Here is a 15,518-nt window from a genome sequence, read left to right as displayed (position 1 = left end):
GCAAGACCAAAACGGATCGGGGAGCCGCCATGCGCTCCCCGTCTCTGGTCGAGATTGCGAAGTGAGCGATTGGGGAGCCTAATGGCTGTTGTGGAAGACAAGGCGATACCTCCAGAAGCGCCGGCGCCCGGGGTACTGGGCAAGGACCGTTTCGGCATGATGTCGAAACGGGCGGCCGGTGCTGACGAGCGGCTGGCCAGCACCGGCCGGCTGACTCAATGGCTTCGCCGGCCCGAAGCCGGTGCCGCCGGCGGCCTCATCGCCACCATTATCATCTTCGCCCTGCTGCCGGGTGCATCGAACCTCTATTCGCTGCAGGGGTCGATGACCTTCCTGACGCTGGCAGCCGAACTCGGCATCATCGCCACGGCCGCAGCCCTTCTCATCATCGCCGGCGAGTTCGATCTCTCCGTCGGCTCGATGGTCGGCTTCGCCGGCGTCGTCATCGGACTGACGGTGAAATATTGGGGCCTGCCGCTGTGGGGCGGCATCGCCTGCGCCTTCGCTGTCGCCATCCTCACCGGCTACGTCAACGGCCTGATCGTTGTGAAGACCCGCCTGCCCTCCTTCATCGTGACGCTGGCGTCGCTCTACATCCTGCGCGGCCTGTCGATCGGCATTACCCGCGCCGTCACCGGCCGCACGCAGATCCCCTACATCCTCGACGGCGCACCGGACCCGGCAACCGCGGGCCTGTTCAACGGCCATCTCCTGACCGGCTTCTTCCAATGGATGGGCACGCAAGGTTGGATCGCCACCCGGACCGACGGCATTCCCTTCGTCGTCGGCATTCCGATGTCGATCGTCTGGTGGCTCGGCCTGACAGCGCTTGCCGGCTATGTCTTGACCCAGACCAAATACGGCAACTGGATATTCGCCACCGGCGGCGACCTCAATGCCGCCCGCAATGTCGGCGTGCCGGTCGACCGGGTTAAGATCGCGCTGTTCATCTACACCGCCTGTGCCGCGACCTTGCTTGCCACCATCCAGGTGATGGAGGCCGGCTCCGCCGACACCACGCGCGGCCTGCTCAAGGAATTCGAGGCAATTATCGCCGCGGTCATCGGCGGCGTGCTGCTCACCGGCGGCTATGGCACCGTCTATGGCGTGCTGTTCGGCGCGCTGATCTTCGGCCTGGTGCAGATGGGCATCTTCTACACCGGCATCGACACCGACTGGTTCAAGGTCTTCCTCGGCATCGTCATTTTGATGGCCGTGCTGGTCAACAACTACATCCGCCTCAAGGCGCTCGGACGCGGAGGTGGCAAATGACCTACCCAAACCCGTCCCCGGTCATCCAGCCAGCCATGGAATTGCGTGGTGTGTCGGTCAATTTCGGCTCGGTGCGCGCGCTCCAAGATATCGACATCAAGGTCTATCCCGGCGAGGTGCACTGCTTGCTGGGCGACAACGGCGCCGGCAAGTCGACGCTGATCAAGGTTCTGTCGGGCGTGCACCGGCCGACCAAGGGCGAGATTTTCGTCGACGGCAAGCCCGTCACGTTCCGCAGCCCGCGCGACGCGCAGGACCTCGGCGTCGCGACGGTCTTCCAGGACCTCGGCATGATCTCGCTGATGTCGATCACGCGCAACTTCTTCCTCGGCCGCGAGCCGACCAGAAGCCGCCTGCCCTTCTCGCGCTTCGACAAGGAGCGCGCCAACACAATTGCCCGCCAGGCGATGGCCGATATCGGCATCGACGTGCGCGACCCGACGCAGGCCGTCGGCACGCTGTCGGGCGGCGAGCGCCAATCGGTGGCAATCGCGCGCGCAGTCCACTTCGGCGCAAAGGTGCTGATCCTTGACGAGCCGACCTCGGCGCTCGGCGTGCATCAGGCGGCCATGGTGCTGAAATTCATCATCGAGGCGCGCATGCGCGGGCTGGCGGTGATCTTCATCAGCCACAACATCCACCACGCCTACCCTGTCGGTGACACTTTCACGCTGCTCAACCGCGGCCGCAATCGCGGCACATACGCAAAGTCCGAGATCTCGCGCGACGAGGTGATTTCCATCATGTCGGGCGGCGAGGATCTGAAGGCGGTGGAAGCTGAGATTGCCGGGCTGTTGGCGCAGATCGGCAATCGGCCGGCCGCCGCACCCTGAGCCTGGAACACTTTGCAGAGAGTTTTAGCAGCATGAGCAGGATACGGGTTGGCGTTATCGGCGCCGGCATGATCTCGCAGGTCGAGCATATTCCGAATCTGTTGCGGCTCGGCGACCTGTTCGAACTGGTCGGCGTCGCCGACCCGTCAAGGATTTCGCGGGAATATGTCAGCGAAGTTCACGGCATCGCCAATTTCGAAACGCCGGAGCAACTGTTCGACCATAAGCTCGACGCCGTCGTCATCGGCTCGCCCGACCCGCTGCATCACGAGCAGGTGCTGGCCGCACTGGGGCGCGGCCTGCATGTCTTCTGCGAAAAGCCGCTCTGCTATTCCCCGGCGGAAATCGCCGAGATCATCGCCGCGCGCGATAAGGCCGGCAAGGTCATGCAGGTCGGCTATATGAAGCGCTTCGATCCGAGCTACCGGCTGGCGCTGGCCTCGCTGCCCGGCACGGCAAAGACGTTGCGGTCCGTCTCGGTCGAGGTTAACGATCCCGATGCCTGGCCGTTCATCGCCCACCAGCGCTACAAGCGCGGCAACGACATTCCCGAGGAGCTGATCGCCGCCGCGCAAGCCAGGCAGAAACAACAGGTCGAACGCGCTATCGGCCAGCCTTTGAACGATCTGGCTTTCCGTGGATTTACCGCCGCTTACAGCTCCGCCTTGATTCACGATGTGAATGCCGTACACGGCCTGCTCGACGCGCTCGGCGTGCCGGATGGCGAGGTCGTCGGCGCGCAGATCTTCGCCAATGGCGATGGCGGCCAGGGCGCGGCAAAACTGCTGGGCGGCCAGGCGCTGTGGACGATGACGCATCTCACCGTGCCGAAGCTCGCCGACTACAAGGAACGCATCACGCTCTTCTTCGACGATGCCAGCCTCGAGCTCGAATTCCCCTCGCCCTGGCTCAACCATCACCCGACCCGGCTGACTGTGAAGACCTCGGACGGCCACACACTGTCGACCAGGGATCTGCGTGCCGGCTACGGCGAAGCCTTCGTCGAGGAACTGCGCGGCTTCTGGGGTGCGATCGTCAATGGCGACGAGGTGGTCAACCGGCCCGAGCACGCCGCCCGCGACCAGGCGCTGCTGGTCGCGCTGACCAGGCAGCATTTGGCCACTTCGCAGACCGGCTGAGCGCTCGCAGGATGTGTTGAGATTCAGGTCAGGCCGCGCCGAAAACATTGGGTTCGAAAACCGGAGCGGAGCGTACTTAAGTACGTGAAGCGCGAAAGCCGGCGTTTGCAGGCCGGCCTCACCTGAATATCAGCATATCCTACCGGGTGTTGATGACGCCGTCGGTATTGGCGAGCAGCTTGCGCACCGCGTTGCGGGCCGCCTCCGGCCGCTGCAGGCGGATGGCCTTGTCGATCGCCTCGTGCAGTTGCTGTGCATGCTGCAGATCGTCGAGTTCGCGCGTCGTATAGGTGAACAGATGATCGAATGCGGATTCGATCAGCACGCCGAGCGGCACCAGCAGATCGTTGCCGGAGGCGCGCAGAATGGCGAGATGAAAGCGCGTATCGGCGCGCGTGCGCTCCTGCAGGCTCGACGCCTCGCCCATCTCGCGGCAGGCCTGGCTGATCTCGGCCATCTGCTCTTCGGTGCGTCGCATGGCGGCGAAGGCAGTCGCTTCCGGCTCGATGATATGGCGGAATTCCTGCACCGTCTTCAGGAACACCTCACGGTCGGGCGCGGTCGCGTACCAGGCGAGCACATCGCGATCGAGCAGGTTCCAGCGCTCCCTGGGCTCCACCCAGCTGCCGATCTTGGGGCGCGATGCCAGAAGGCTTTTGGCCATCAGCATCTTGATCGCCTCACGCACCGCCGAGCGGCTGACGTTGAAGGTTTCGGACCATTTGGCTTCATTGGGCAGGATGGTGCCCGGCGGATAGTCGCCGCGCACGATCCGAAGCCCGATTTCGCTGGCCAGTGAGGCATGCACGCTGGTGCCGGGCATCCGGGTCGCGTCAGCCCGGCGAAGGGCCGCTGGGCGCTCGGCGGATGCCCCCTTTTCAGGCTTCGTTCCCTTATTCGGCTTTCCGTCCCTCATGCGTCCACAAAGTCCGGATTTCGAAAGCTGTCAAGCAGAGTGCCGGGCGCAGACGGCAAAGCCTGCGGCTGTGCACAGATCAGGTTACAACCTTGCCCCAAAGCCCAATTTGCCAACCCTATTTGACGTATTTGCGCCAGCTGTGCTCGGGACGGAAGCCGAGCATGTCCCTGGCCTTGCGGTTCGAGAGCAGCGTTTCATATTCGCCGAGATCCGCCTTGACCGGCACGTCGGGGTAAAACCGCTTCAAAAGTTCGGCCGTCGGCAGGTCGGACGAGGTGTCGTCATTGGCGGCGTTGAACACCTGGAAGCCGAGCCCGTCCGTTTCAACGGCGCGCAGCGTGATCTGGCCGAGATCGCGCGCGTCGACATAGCTCCAGGCGATGCGCTTGCGAAAGCCCGGATCGGCAAACCACTTCGGAAACAGCGAATATTCGTGCGGTTCGATGACGTTGCCGATGCGCAAGGCATAGATATCGGTGCCATTGCGCTGCGCAAAGGCGCGCGCCGTGTGCTCGTTGACGACCTTGGACAGAGCATAGCTGTCCATCGGATCGACGTCGTATTCTTCATCGAGGGGAAAATATTTGGGGTCGCGCGGTTCGTTGGCGAACACCACGCCATAGGTGGTCTCGCTGGACGCGATCACCACCATAGGGATGCCGAGTTTCACCGCCGCCTCGATGACGTTGTAGGTGCCCATCGCATTGATGCGGAACACCTCATTGTCGGTCGTGATCATGATGCGCGGTATGGCGGCGAAATGCACCACGGCATCGACCGGCTGCGGGCGCAGCGACGGGTCGAATTCGTGCAGACCCATATAGCTCGACAGCGCGTTGAACACCTGGCCGCTGTCGGTGATGTCGGTGATCAGCGTGCGTACCTTGGGATTGTCGAGCGGCTTGGTGTCGATGTTGAGCACCTGGCAGCCCTGTTCGATCAGATATTGCACGACATGGCGACCGGCCTTGCCGCTGCCGCCGGTGAACATGATCCGCTTCGTCATTTTCGTCTCCAATGCCTAGGATTTCTGTGTATTGTCAGACAATATGGCATTCTGCAACCACCCTCGCCCGCAAGACGGCGGCGCCCAATATCAATCATCGCAACAGGACTTCAAGACATGACCACGACCGCCGCGAGCGAAAAGATCGGCTTTATCGGCCTTGGCCTGATGGGGCACGGCATTGCCAAGAACATCGTCGACAAGGGCTATGGCCTGACCTTCCTCGGCCGCAAGAACCGCAAGCCGGCGGAAGACTTGGCTGGCCGCGGTGCGAAGGAAGTGGCCACCTCGCGTGAGGTGGCAGCGGCATCCGATATCGTCTTCATCTGCGTCACCGGCTCGCGCGAGGTCGAAGCCATCATCCGTGGCCCCGGCGGCCTCAAGGAGGGCCTGAAAAGAGGCTCGGTTGTCGTCGATTGCTCGACCGCCGATCCGGTCTCGACCGTGGCGCTGGCGGCGGAACTGAAGGAGATCGGCGTCGACTTCGTCGATGCACCGCTCAGCCGCACGCCGAAGGAAGCCTGGGAAGGCACGCTCGACGCCATGGTCGGCGCGCCCGACGCGCTGTTTGCCCGTGTGAAGCCGGTCATCGAAACCTGGGCCGGCCGCATCGTCCATATTGGCGATACAGGTGACGGCCACCGCATGAAGCTGCTCAACAACTTCATCTCGCTGGGCTATGCCGCGATCTATTCCGAGGCGCTGGCGCTGGCCGAAAAGGTCGGCATCTCGCCACCGCGTTTCGACAGCGTCATCCGCAACGGCCGCATGGATTGCGGCTTCTACCAGACCTTCATGCGCTGGACGCTGGAGGGCGACCGCGACGCACATAAATTCACCATCGCCAACGCCTTCAAGGACCTGACCTATCTGGAATCGATGGCGGGCGCGGCCGGCATCGCCAACCCGCTCGGCAACGCCACCAAGAACTCCTTCGCCGGTGCCCATGCCACTGGCCCGGCCGAGCAATTCGTGCCGATGCTGGCGACATATATCGGCAAGGTCAACGGCGTCGACCTGATGCCCAGCAAGGATGGCAAGAAGCAGACGATTTGAGGTGGCGAAAAGCCTGTGTCAGCGCCTCGACCGGCCGATAACATCGTCGGTGTTGGCGAGCAGTTTGTGCACCGCATTGCGCGCGGCCGCAGGACGCTGCAGGCGGATGTTCTTCTCGATCGCCTCATGCAGCGCCTGCGCGCGCCGCTGATCGCTGGTCTCGCGTGTGACGAAGACAAAGAGATGATCGAGCGCCGACTCGATCAGAACGCCAAGCGGCACCAGCAGATCGTTGCCCGAGGCGCGCAGTATGGCGAGGTGAAAACGCGTATCGGCGCGGATACGCTCCTGCAGGTTCAGAGCCTCGCCCATCTCACGACAGGCCTGGCTGATCTCGTCCATCTGCTCGTCGTTGCGCCGCGTGGCGGCAAAGGCCGACGCTTCCGGCTCGATGATGTGACGGAACTCCTGCACCGTGCGCAGGAAGGCTTCCCGGTCCGGCCCGGTCGCGTACCAGGCCAGCACATCGCGGTCGAGCAGGTTCCAGCGTTCCCTGGGCTCGACCCAACTGCCGATCTTGGGCCGTGAAGCCAGCAGGCTTTTGGCCATCAGCATCTTGATGGCTTCGCGCACCGCCGAACGACTGACATCGAAGATCTCGGCCCATTTGGCCTCGTTGGGCAGAATGGTGCCGGGCGGATAATCGCCGCGCACGATTCTGAGGCCGATCTCGCCGGCCAGCGAGACATGGACGCTCGCTCCCGGAAAATGCGCGGCACCGGCCCTGCGCATGACAGCCGGACCGCGGCTGGCTTGTGCCTTGGCCCGCTCGGTTCGCTTCTTTGATTTCTCGTCCGGCATTCACGTTCCAATGCGTCGGCCGTCTGCGTCCGGACTGGTCCGAACCTGCACGGCGCGCCGATCTCGTTGCCGAAAATCCAAACTACAGACGCGTCAAAGCCGGAGCCTGCTGCCCCAACCGTTGCGTCCGTCCGGGAAGAGACGGGGCGCCCGTCAAAGGGCGCCCCGAAATCGAGAACCTACTTCTGGATGCAGGTGTCGACCGTGTCCTTGGTGCATTCGTCGAGGCCGGTGAACACCGGATCGGCGACGGCCTTGCCTTCGACCAGATCGATCATCACCGACGGTGCCTTGTAGCCCATTTCGAACGGCCGCTGACCGACCAGAGCAGTCACAAGGCCGTCACGGGCGATCGCTACTTCATCGCCGATCGTATCGGCGGCGCCGATGACGAAGTCGTTGCTGGCGATGCGGTCCTTGAGCGGCCCGAACAGGTCGCGATAGGGCTGCGGTGCGCCAAACAGCGGCCAGCCGCCCATGATGCCGAAGGCGTCGAGCTTGGGATTGGCGGCGAGGATGTCGGTCATCGCCTGCACGCCCTTGGCGCCGTCGTCATTGGTGAACACCGGGCAACCGGCGACTTCGGTCCAGCCGCCTTCGCCGGCAAGTGCCGCCAGGCCTTCCTTGCCCGACAGCGCGTCACGCATGCCCTGCGCGCGGCGCAGGATGTTGTCGGCCGCGGGATTGCCTTCGATGGTACAGATCGTGCCGCCGTTCGGCTTGCCCTTCTTGATGTACTCGCCGATCTTGTGACCCATCAAATAGTTGTCGGTGCCGAGATAGGTCTTGCGCAGCGCGGCATCTTCCTTGCTGAGATCGGCGTCGAGCGTCATGATCGGGATCGTCGGATTGGCGGTCTTGATCGTCTGAGCGATCAGCGGCGCGTTGGATGGCGAAATCGCCATTGCCACCGTGTCGGCCTTGCTCAGCATGTCCTGAACGATCTGCGCTTCGCCGGCCTCGTCGGAGGTCGATGCCGGGCCGGTGTAGAAGCATTCATATTCCGAGCTTGCATTTTCCTTGTTCCATTTCTCGCAGCCCTGGTGGATGGCTTCGAAGAATGGATTGTCGAGACCCTTCACCACGATGACGAGCTGTTTCTTGGCCAAAGCCGGCCCGGCGCCCAGCGCCATGGCGGCGACGGCGGCGAGCAAAAGTGTTTTCCTCATGTCAGTCCTCCCTTGAAACAGACGGACACGGCGTGCCCGCCACACAGATCGACCGGATGCTTAATGACCGAGGTTCGTTTCACGAGCACTCGTGTCGCCAAGACAGATCGATAAGCATTTCCAGATGCGGCATTGGCCCGGCTCACACAAGGGTGGCGCCGCAACCTCGACCGATAAACCTCCGCCGATTCCGCCCGGCTAACCGCCAGCGGCATCGGCATAATCTCCTCCGACGCTTAGCTAATATCGGCTTGCGGCCAACGTCAATGCTATTTGTCCTACAAAACGGATTTTTGGATAACCAAGGCTTCAATTCGTCCGACAATTGATTGACGAGCGCCGGCTTTTGCGTAAAAGAACGCTGACGCTGTTTCCGGGAGGAGATGGGGAGAGCGGGGCCAAAGCAGCGCCGGCATTCACGCCGGGAACAGCAGCGGGTCGCAAAACACGGGGAGGCAAAGACTGGTGGCGGTTCTCGAACTCACCAATATCTCGAGGCATTTCGGCGCCATCCAGGCGGTCAACGACGTATCGCTGTCGATCGAGCCCGGACAGGTGGTCGGCCTGATGGGCGACAACGGCGCCGGCAAGTCGACGCTGGTCAAGATGATCGCCGGCAATTTCCGCCCCAGCCATGGCGTCATGCGCATGGACGGCAAGGAGTTGATCCTGCACAAGCCGGCGGAAGCTCGCCAGCACGGCATCGAGATCGTCCACCAGGACCTGGCGCTGTGCAACAATCTGACCGCTGCCGCCAATGTCTATCTCGGCCGTGAATTGCGCCGCGGCTTCGGCCCTTTACGCATCCTCGACTATGCCGCCATGTACAAGCGCGCCGGCCAGCTCTTCGCCGAGTTGAAGTCCGAGACCCGTCCGCGCGACCTCGTCAAGCAGATGTCGGGCGGCCAGCGCCAGGCAGTAGCGATCGCGCGCACCATGCTGTCGCAGGCGAAGATCGTGTTGATGGACGAACCGACGGCCGCGATCTCGGTGCGCCAGGTCGCCGAAGTGCTGAACCTGATCCGCCATTTGCGCGACCAGGGCATCGCAGTGGTGCTGATCAGCCACCGCATGCCTGACGTGTTCACCGTCGCCGACCGCGTCATCGTCATGCGGCGGGGCCGCAAGGTCGCCGACAAGACGATTGCGTCAAGTTCGCCCGAGGAAGTCACCGGGCTGATCACCGGCGCCATCGAACAGGTTTGATCTCAGCGAATTTCACCACGCACAGCACATGAAGGTCGACGATGGCACTGACAATTGACCAGCCGATCGAACAAAAGCAGCAATCCTTGCCGGCAAGACTGTTTGCCAGCCAGACCTTCTGGGTGGTGATCGCGGTCATCCTGGCCTGCCTGTTCCTGTCTTTTGCCACCGACGCCTTCGCCACGTCGAAGAACCTTTACAACATCACCCGCAACATCACCTTCGTCGCCATCATCGCGCTCGGCATGACCTTCGTCATCATCACAGGTGGCATCGACCTGTCGGTCGGTTCGGTGCTCTGCCTGTCGTCGATGGTGCTGGCCGTCACCATGCATGCCGGCTACTCCATCGAGGTCGGCATCCTCGCCTCGATCGCCACCGCGCTCGCCATAGGCGCCTTCAACGGCATCATGATCGCCTATCTCGGCTTTCCACCCTTCGTGGTGACGCTCGGTATGCTGTCGATTGCCCGCAGCCTCGCCATGGTCGCCTCCAACAACACCGTCGTCTTCCAGTTCGGCCCGGATCACGACAAGCTTCTGGCGCTGGGCGGCGGTGCATGGGTGTTCGGCATCGCCAATCCGGTGCTCTACATGATCCTTTTGGCGCTGATCACCGGCTTCACGCTGCGCTGGACCAAGTTTGGCCGCCACATCTTCGCCATTGGCGGCAATGAGCACGCGGCGACGCTGACCGGCGTTCCCGTCAAGCAGATCAAGGTCGCCGTCTATATGATCTCGGCGCTGGCGGCGGGCATTGCCGGCATCATCCAGACCGGATGGCTGGGCGCCGTCACCACCAATCTCGGAACCGGCATGGAACTGCAGGTCATCGCCGCCACGGTCATTGGCGGCGCCAATCTCGCCGGCGGCGTCGGCACCGCCTTCGGCGCTATTGTCGGTGCCGCGCTCATCGAAGTGATCCGCAACAGCCTTGGTCTGCTCGGCATCAATGCTTTCTGGCAAGGCGTGTTCATCGGCGGCGCCATCCTGCTCGCGGTGCTGTTCGACCGGATCCGCAACTTCAGGCGCAATGACTGAATGTTTTTGGACTGAACCTTTCGGCTGGAAACCGTTGCCTTGACATCGAAATCCCTGTTCGAGCTCAACGGCCGGCTGGCGCTGATCACCGGCTCCGGCCAGGGCATCGGCCTGGCGCTGGCGCGCGGCCTTGCCGAGCATGGCGCAAGTGTCGTGCTCAACGGCCGCGATGCCGGCAAGGTTGCCGGTGCTGTCGCCGGCTTGCGCGACGCTGGCTTCAAAGCGCACCCCTCGACCTTCGACGTGACGGATTTTCGCGCGGTCGATGCCGATGTCGCCCGCATCGAGGCCGAGATCGGCGCCATCGACATCCTGATCAACAATGCCGGCGTGCAGTTCCGCGCTCCGCTCGAGGACTTTCCCGAGGAGCAGTGGGAGCGGCTGTTCAAGACCAATGTCTCCGGCGCCTTCCATGCCGGCAAGGCGGTCGCCCGCAATATGATCGCGCGCGGCAAGGGCAAGATCATCAACATCGGCTCGGTGCAGAGCGAACTCGCCCGGCCCAACATCGCGCCCTATACGGCCACCAAGGGCGCAATCCGCAATTTGACACGTGGCATGTGCACCGACTGGGCGAAATACGGTTTGCAGATCAATGCCATCGCCCCCGGCTATTTCCGCACCGAGATGAACCAGGCGCTGGTCGACAACCAGGAATTCTCCGCCTGGCTGGAAAAGCGCACGCCGGCCGGCCGCTGGGGGTATGTCGACGAACTGATCGGCGCCGCCGTGTTCCTCGCCTCCGACGCCTCGTCCTTCGTCAACGGCCATACGCTTTATGTCGACGGCGGCATGACGGCTTCGGTTTGACGGGAAACCCTATCGCTCAGTCTGAAAATCCGTCGGCATAAGCGGCCCCCCAAGCTCACCACACCTCCCAGCCTTGACGCGAGCCCGAACTGAGCCGCACAATCCCGTCGCAGGCGAAGGGAGGCCAGTCGTCTGCGGGAGGTATAACCCATGACGGACGCGATCAGGCTCTATTGGGGCCGGTTCGGACATGTTTCTGTCCTGAATGTCGCCAGCGACTTCGTCACCCATGCGCATGTCGAGGCCCACATCATCATCTGGCTGGAGGGCACGGCCGGCGAGATGACCGTCGGCCGCGAGACGGTGCCGCTGGGTCCCGGCACCGCCGCCGGCATCAATTCCTACCAGCCGCACAGCCACATTCTGTCGCAGAACGGCAGGCCCGGCCTGTTCCTCGCCTTCTACATCGATCCGGATTGGGCGCGCCGGCGCCGCGACCTGCCTTCGTCGGCGCCGTTGTTTGCACAGGCTGCGATCACGCTCGAACCCTGGCTGCACCAGGCCGCCGCCAACCTGCTCGACCATTTGAGCGATAATGAAAGCATCGACGACGTCGCCAATTACGAGATCGAGCGCTTCATCGATAGCCTGCTCGACGCCGCCGACGCCTCGGCGCCGCAGGAGGCGCGGATCCGGGTCAACACAATGCAGGATTTCCGCGTCCGCAAGGCAATCCAGCTGATGAAGGCCAATGTCTGCGAACGCATCTCGTTCGACGACGTCGCCCGCAGCGTCGGCCTGTCGCGGCCGCACTTCTTTGCTTTATTCAAGGAACAGACCAATCTGACGCCCAATGTCTACTGGAACACGCTGCGCATGGAGGAAGCCGTGCGGCAGCTGCAGTGGTCGCAGGAACCGCTGATCTCGGTCGCCTGCAATCTCGGCTTCACCACCCAGGGCAATTTCTCGCGCTTCTTCCGCGACCATGTCGGCGTGCCGCCGACGCTTTACCGCGAAGCGGCGCGTGCCATGGCCTGAACGGGCCGTTCGTTTTTCAGACTCCTTGATAGGGCCGCAAGACCCATTGATAAGCGCAGCACCGGCCGCCGCCCTACCCTGCTGCGTATCGAATTCGTAGGGGAATGATCATATGGCCGAAGTCACCGTCTCCAGCGTCATCGACGCGCCGGTCGAAAAGGTCTGGGCGCGCATACGCGACTTCAACGGCCTGCCGGGCTGGCATCCGCGCATGGTCAAGAGCCATATCGAAGACGGCAAGAGCGCCGAAACCATCGGCTGCGTGCGTAATTTCGAGCTCGCCAGCGGCGCGCGTATCCGCGAAAAACTGCTCGACTTCTCCGATGCGAATTTCCGCGTCAGCTACTCCATCCTGGAGACGCCGCAGCCGCTGACCAATCACAAGGCGACGCTGCAATTGCGCCGCGTGACCGACGGCGATCGCACCTATGCCGAATGGACCGCGAGCTTCGACGCGGCGCCCGAAGAGGCCGACAAGATCGCCGCCGGCATGGCCGCCAATGTCTTCCAGGGTGGCTTCAATGCGTTGAAGAGCCATTTTTCTGGCCAGAGCTGAACCAGGGAGACTGCCATGGCGCTTGCCCTCCAGACCTTTTCGGCCGTCAGGGATGCCAACGCGGCGCTGAAAGCGCCCGGCACCCGCTATCTCGGCGGCGGCACGCTGGTCGTGCGTGCCGCCAATGAAGGCGATGTCTCCGTCACCGGCCTCGTCCGCTCGACCGATCCGACCCTCTCCGGGATCACCGTTGCCGGCGGCAAGGTCCGCATCGGCGCTTCGGTGACAATGGCGGCCATCGCCCGCCATCCCGAGCTTGCGGCGCTGTCCAAGGCCGCACGCGCCGTCGGCGGCCCGGCAATCCGCAATATGGCGACTGTCGGCGGCAATCTGTTCGCACCCGCGCCCTACGGTGATTTCGCTGTCGCCCTGCTGGCGCTGGATGCGACGGTTGGCACCGATGATGGGGAATTGCCTATCGAGGATTTCCTGGCCAAGCGGGACGGCAGCCGCGCCATCGTCACGTCAGTCGCCTTCGCACTGCCGAAGGCTGAGAATTTCCGCTTTCTGAAAGTGTCGCGGGTCAAGCCGAAGGGCGTCTCGGTGCTCAGCATCGCCGCCGTTCTCGAACAGGCCGGCGACGGCACTGTCTCCTCGGCGCGGATCGCGCTCGGCTGCATGGCAGACCGGCCGATGCGCGCCCGCGCTGCGGAAAAGGCACTGATCGGCAGCAGGCTTGACCAGGGCGGCATCGCAGCGGCGCTGGCTGCAGCCGGTGAAGGCACTTCGCCAATCACCGATCCGATCGCCAGCGCCTGGTATCGCGCCGAGGTTCTCCCGGTCCATCTCGGCCGGCTGCTGCTTACTTAACCACCGCTTGGGGGGCGCGCGTCTGTCCGATCAATCGGGCAGGCGCGCTGGGAGGAAAACATGGCAAAGGTTCCGGTTCAGTTCACGCTCAACGGCTCGGAGAAGGCCGAATTTGTCGACAGCGGCACGACACTGCTGCACGCGCTGCGCGACAAGATCGGCGACACCTCGCCCAAGGGCGGATGCCACCAGGGCACCTGCGGCGCCTGTTCGGTCATCATCGACGGCGAACTCCGGCTCTCTTGCCTGATCCTGGCCGAGACCTGCAGCGGCGCCGACATCCGCACCACATCGGGCCTCGCCGAGGCCGGCGTGCTGCACCCGCTGCAGCGTGCCTTCCTCGATGCCTTCGCCACGCAATGCGGCTTCTGCACGCCGGGCATGATCATGGCCGCCAAGGTGCTGCTCGACCACACGCCCAATCCGAGCCGCGAGGATGTGAGCGAGGCGCTGTCCGGCAACATCTGCCGCTGCACCGGCTACGAGCCGATCATCCAGGCGGTGCTGACCGCGGCCCGAGCCAATTCGCAGAACGCGGCCTAAGGACCAAAAGAATGGAACTGCGCAAAAACTATTTCGCCGATCAGCGCAAGGACGGCCTGCACGAGATCGGCCATGGGCGGCCTCGGCTGGATTCGCCGGGCCATGTGACGGGCAAGACCGCCTATTTCGCCGACCGCAACTTCCCGAATATGCTTCACCTGAAAATGGTGCGCAGTCCGCACCACCATGCCCGCATCCGTTCGATCGACACTTCCGAAGCGGAGAAGCATCCCGGCGTGGTGAAAATCCTCACCGCCAAGGATGTGCCGCACAATGTCTATACCATCCTGATCCTGATCCAGGTCGGACCGGAAGACGAGACGGTGCTGGCCGACGGCAAGGTACGCTGGAAGGGCGAGGCGGTGGTGGCGGTGCTGGCCGAGACCGAGCGCGCGGCTCAGGAAGCGGCAGCCAAGGTCAAGGCCGACTACGAGGTGCTGCCGGCCGTCTTCGACATGGAAGAAGCGCTGAAGCCTGGCGCGCCTTTGGTCAACGAATATCACGGCCAGAACTATTATCTCTATGACAGCGGCGAATGCCGCAAGGTGCGCTTCGGCGATGTCGAGGCGAGCTTCGCCGGCGCCGACCACATCCTCGAACAGAGTTATCAATCCTCGCCCATCGAGCATGCGCCGACCGAGACCACCGGTTGCGTCGTGGTGCCCGAAGGCAATGACCGCTTCAGCTGCTACACCAACACCCAGGCGATGTTCTTCACCCTCGACAACGCCTCGATCATCCTGCAGATGCCCGGCTCAAAACTGCATTTCGTCGGCGGCACCGTCGGCGGCGGCTTTGGCGGCAAGGTCGACGTCATCGTCGAGCCGATCGCCATTCTTGGCGCCAAGCTCACAGGACGTCCCGTCTCCTTCATCTACAGCCGCGAGGAGGAGATGCAGATCTCGTCACCCCGAGCGGCCGAAAAGATAATCATCAAGGATGGCGTGATGAACGATGGCCGCATCGTGGCTCGCAAGGTGACCGGCTACACCGATGCCGGCGCCTATTCGCGCCACTCGCCTTATGGCGCGCAGAAGGGAGCGGCGCACTATCCCGGCCCCTACACCATTCCCAATGTCTGGATCGACACCTACTGCGTCTACACCAACCGCACCCCCTCCTCCGCGATGCGCGGCTTCGGCGTCACCATCGGCGACTTCGCGCTTGAGGTGCAGATGGACAAGCTGGCGCGGCTGATCGGCATGGACCCGCTCGAATTCCGCTTCATCAACGCCTATCGCGATGGCGACATGAAGGCGCATCGCCAGCCGACCGAAGGAGCGGCGCTGATCGAGTGCATGCAGGAGGCGTCGCGCGCCGCCAACTGGCCGGTGGCGGAGAAGTATATGGCGATGTCCTCCTACAAGAAGGGAGCTTGAG

16 protein-coding genes are annotated in these 15,518 nt (G+C 63.3%); 12 read left to right on the top strand and 4 right to left on the bottom strand.

Translation table 11 applies throughout. The features are described from left to right. Nucleotides 1–156: 156 nt before the first annotated feature. Genes X730_RS149150 through X730_RS149160 form a run of 3 tightly spaced genes read left to right on the top strand, consistent with a single transcriptional unit; the run spans nt 157 to nt 3,244 of the window. On the top strand, nt 157–1,272 hold the full coding sequence (locus tag X730_RS149150) for an ABC transporter permease (protein ID WP_031197030.1): 1,116 nt from the start codon (nt 157–159) through the stop codon (nt 1,270–1,272). Next, nucleotides 1,269–2,105, top strand: coding sequence for an ATP-binding cassette domain-containing protein (locus X730_RS149155; protein WP_050588122.1), 837 nt, complete (start codon nt 1,269–1,271; stop codon nt 2,103–2,105). Before X730_RS149150 ends, X730_RS149155 begins: the two co-directional genes overlap by 4 nt. Before the next feature lie 32 nt (nt 2,106–2,137). Beyond that, nucleotides 2,138–3,244, top strand: a complete 1,107-nt coding sequence (locus X730_RS149160) for a Gfo/Idh/MocA family oxidoreductase (protein ID WP_023826547.1) — start codon at nt 2,138–2,140, stop codon at nt 3,242–3,244. 139 nt (nt 3,245–3,383) lie between these two features. On the opposite strand, the gene X730_RS149165 is transcribed toward X730_RS149160, so the two are convergent. Both X730_RS149165 and X730_RS149170 read right to left on the bottom strand, forming a co-directional pair. Then, complete coding sequence (locus X730_RS149165) at nt 3,384–4,160, bottom strand: FadR/GntR family transcriptional regulator (protein ID WP_023826546.1); 777 nt, start codon at nt 4,158–4,160, stop codon at nt 3,384–3,386. Between the two features lie 118 nt (nt 4,161–4,278). Continuing rightward, complete coding sequence (locus X730_RS149170) at nt 4,279–5,169, bottom strand: NAD(P)-dependent oxidoreductase (RefSeq protein ID WP_023826545.1); 891 nt, start codon at nt 5,167–5,169, stop codon at nt 4,279–4,281. A 117-nt stretch (nt 5,170–5,286) separates the two neighbouring features. Between X730_RS149170 and X730_RS149175 the strand changes: the two genes are divergently transcribed. Next, nucleotides 5,287–6,225, top strand: a complete 939-nt coding sequence (locus X730_RS149175; RefSeq protein WP_023682235.1) for an NAD(P)-dependent oxidoreductase — start codon at nt 5,287–5,289, stop codon at nt 6,223–6,225. Nucleotides 6,226–6,243: 18 nt separating this feature from the next. On the opposite strand, the gene X730_RS149180 is transcribed toward X730_RS149175, so the two are convergent. Next, the gene (locus X730_RS149180; protein WP_023673051.1) at nt 6,244–7,026 is read right to left on the bottom strand and encodes a FadR/GntR family transcriptional regulator; all 783 of its coding nucleotides are present in this window, start codon (nt 7,024–7,026) and stop codon (nt 6,244–6,246) included. Nucleotides 7,027–7,205: 179 nt separating this feature from the next. After that, nucleotides 7,206–8,195 (bottom strand): sugar-binding protein, encoded by a 990-nt coding sequence (locus tag X730_RS149185; protein ID WP_023673050.1) that lies wholly within the window; start codon nt 8,193–8,195, stop codon nt 7,206–7,208. Nucleotides 8,196–8,609: 414 nt separating this feature from the next. On the opposite strand from X730_RS149185, the gene X730_RS149190 reads away from it, so the two are divergent. The 8 genes from X730_RS149190 (at nt 8,610) to X730_RS1000000169115 (ending at nt 15,517) form a co-directional block, all read left to right on the top strand. Then, nucleotides 8,610–9,401, top strand: coding sequence for an ATP-binding cassette domain-containing protein (locus X730_RS149190; protein WP_245261375.1), 792 nt, complete (start codon nt 8,610–8,612; stop codon nt 9,399–9,401). Nucleotides 9,402–9,442: 41 nt separating this feature from the next. Further along, nucleotides 9,443–10,441, top strand: a complete 999-nt coding sequence (locus X730_RS149195) for an ABC transporter permease (protein WP_023673048.1) — start codon at nt 9,443–9,445, stop codon at nt 10,439–10,441. A 39-nt stretch (nt 10,442–10,480) separates the two neighbouring features. Beyond that, on the top strand, nt 10,481–11,251 hold the full coding sequence (locus tag X730_RS149200) for an SDR family oxidoreductase (protein WP_031194897.1): 771 nt from the start codon (nt 10,481–10,483) through the stop codon (nt 11,249–11,251). Nucleotides 11,252–11,401: 150 nt separating this feature from the next. Then, nucleotides 11,402–12,229 carry an AraC family transcriptional regulator gene (locus tag X730_RS149205; RefSeq protein ID WP_023673046.1) on the top strand — a complete coding sequence of 276 codons (828 nt, stop codon included), beginning with the start codon at nt 11,402–11,404 and terminating at the stop codon, nt 12,227–12,229. A gap of 112 nt (nt 12,230–12,341) precedes the next feature. Beyond that, nucleotides 12,342–12,785, top strand: coding sequence for an SRPBCC family protein (locus X730_RS149210; RefSeq protein WP_023682239.1), 444 nt, complete (start codon nt 12,342–12,344; stop codon nt 12,783–12,785). A 15-nt stretch (nt 12,786–12,800) separates the two neighbouring features. Further along, a complete protein-coding gene (locus X730_RS149215; RefSeq protein ID WP_023826544.1) occupies nt 12,801–13,595 on the top strand; it encodes an FAD binding domain-containing protein in 795 nt (264 codons plus the stop codon). A gap of 60 nt (nt 13,596–13,655) precedes the next feature. Next, nucleotides 13,656–14,138 (top strand): (2Fe-2S)-binding protein, encoded by a 483-nt coding sequence (locus tag X730_RS149220; RefSeq protein WP_023826543.1) that lies wholly within the window; start codon nt 13,656–13,658, stop codon nt 14,136–14,138. Nucleotides 14,139–14,149: 11 nt separating this feature from the next. Continuing rightward, on the top strand, nt 14,150–15,517 hold the full coding sequence (locus tag X730_RS1000000169115; RefSeq protein WP_023826542.1) for a xanthine dehydrogenase family protein molybdopterin-binding subunit: 1,368 nt from the start codon (nt 14,150–14,152) through the stop codon (nt 15,515–15,517). The last annotated feature ends 1 nt before the right edge of the window (nt 15,518 follow it).

It is taken from the genome of Mesorhizobium sp. L103C131B0, assembly GCF_000502275.1.
In the GTDB taxonomy this organism is placed as follows: Bacteria; Pseudomonadota; Alphaproteobacteria; order Rhizobiales; family Rhizobiaceae; genus Mesorhizobium.
The sequence above is the reverse complement of the archived record's forward strand: the minus strand, read 5'-3'. Positions and strand labels throughout refer to the sequence as shown.

Bases quoted from the DNA above. Each gene is read 5' to 3' on its own strand.
- X730_RS149150 (WP_031197030.1), top strand. From the start codon at position 157: ATGATGTCGAAACGGGCGGCCGGTGCTGACGAGCGGCTGGCCAGCACC.
- X730_RS149155 (WP_050588122.1), top strand. From the start codon at position 1,269: ATGACCTACCCAAACCCGTCCCCGGTCATCCAGCCAGCCATGGAATTG.
- X730_RS149160 (WP_023826547.1), top strand. From the start codon at position 2,138: ATGAGCAGGATACGGGTTGGCGTTATCGGCGCCGGCATGATCTCGCAG.
- X730_RS149165 (WP_023826546.1), bottom strand. From the start codon at position 4,160: ATGAGGGACGGAAAGCCGAATAAGGGAACGAAGCCTGAAAAGGGGGCA.
- X730_RS149170 (WP_023826545.1), bottom strand. From the start codon at position 5,169: ATGACGAAGCGGATCATGTTCACCGGCGGCAGCGGCAAGGCCGGTCGC.
- X730_RS149175 (WP_023682235.1), top strand. From the start codon at position 5,287: ATGACCACGACCGCCGCGAGCGAAAAGATCGGCTTTATCGGCCTTGGC.
- X730_RS149180 (WP_023673051.1), bottom strand. From the start codon at position 7,026: ATGCCGGACGAGAAATCAAAGAAGCGAACCGAGCGGGCCAAGGCACAA.
- X730_RS149185 (WP_023673050.1), bottom strand. From the start codon at position 8,195: ATGAGGAAAACACTTTTGCTCGCCGCCGTCGCCGCCATGGCGCTGGGC.
- X730_RS149195 (WP_023673048.1), top strand. From the start codon at position 9,443: ATGGCACTGACAATTGACCAGCCGATCGAACAAAAGCAGCAATCCTTG.
- X730_RS149205 (WP_023673046.1), top strand. From the start codon at position 11,402: ATGACGGACGCGATCAGGCTCTATTGGGGCCGGTTCGGACATGTTTCT.
- X730_RS149210 (WP_023682239.1), top strand. From the start codon at position 12,342: ATGGCCGAAGTCACCGTCTCCAGCGTCATCGACGCGCCGGTCGAAAAG.
- X730_RS149215 (WP_023826544.1), top strand. From the start codon at position 12,801: ATGGCGCTTGCCCTCCAGACCTTTTCGGCCGTCAGGGATGCCAACGCG.
- X730_RS149220 (WP_023826543.1), top strand. From the start codon at position 13,656: ATGGCAAAGGTTCCGGTTCAGTTCACGCTCAACGGCTCGGAGAAGGCC.
- X730_RS1000000169115 (WP_023826542.1), top strand. From the start codon at position 14,150: ATGGAACTGCGCAAAAACTATTTCGCCGATCAGCGCAAGGACGGCCTG.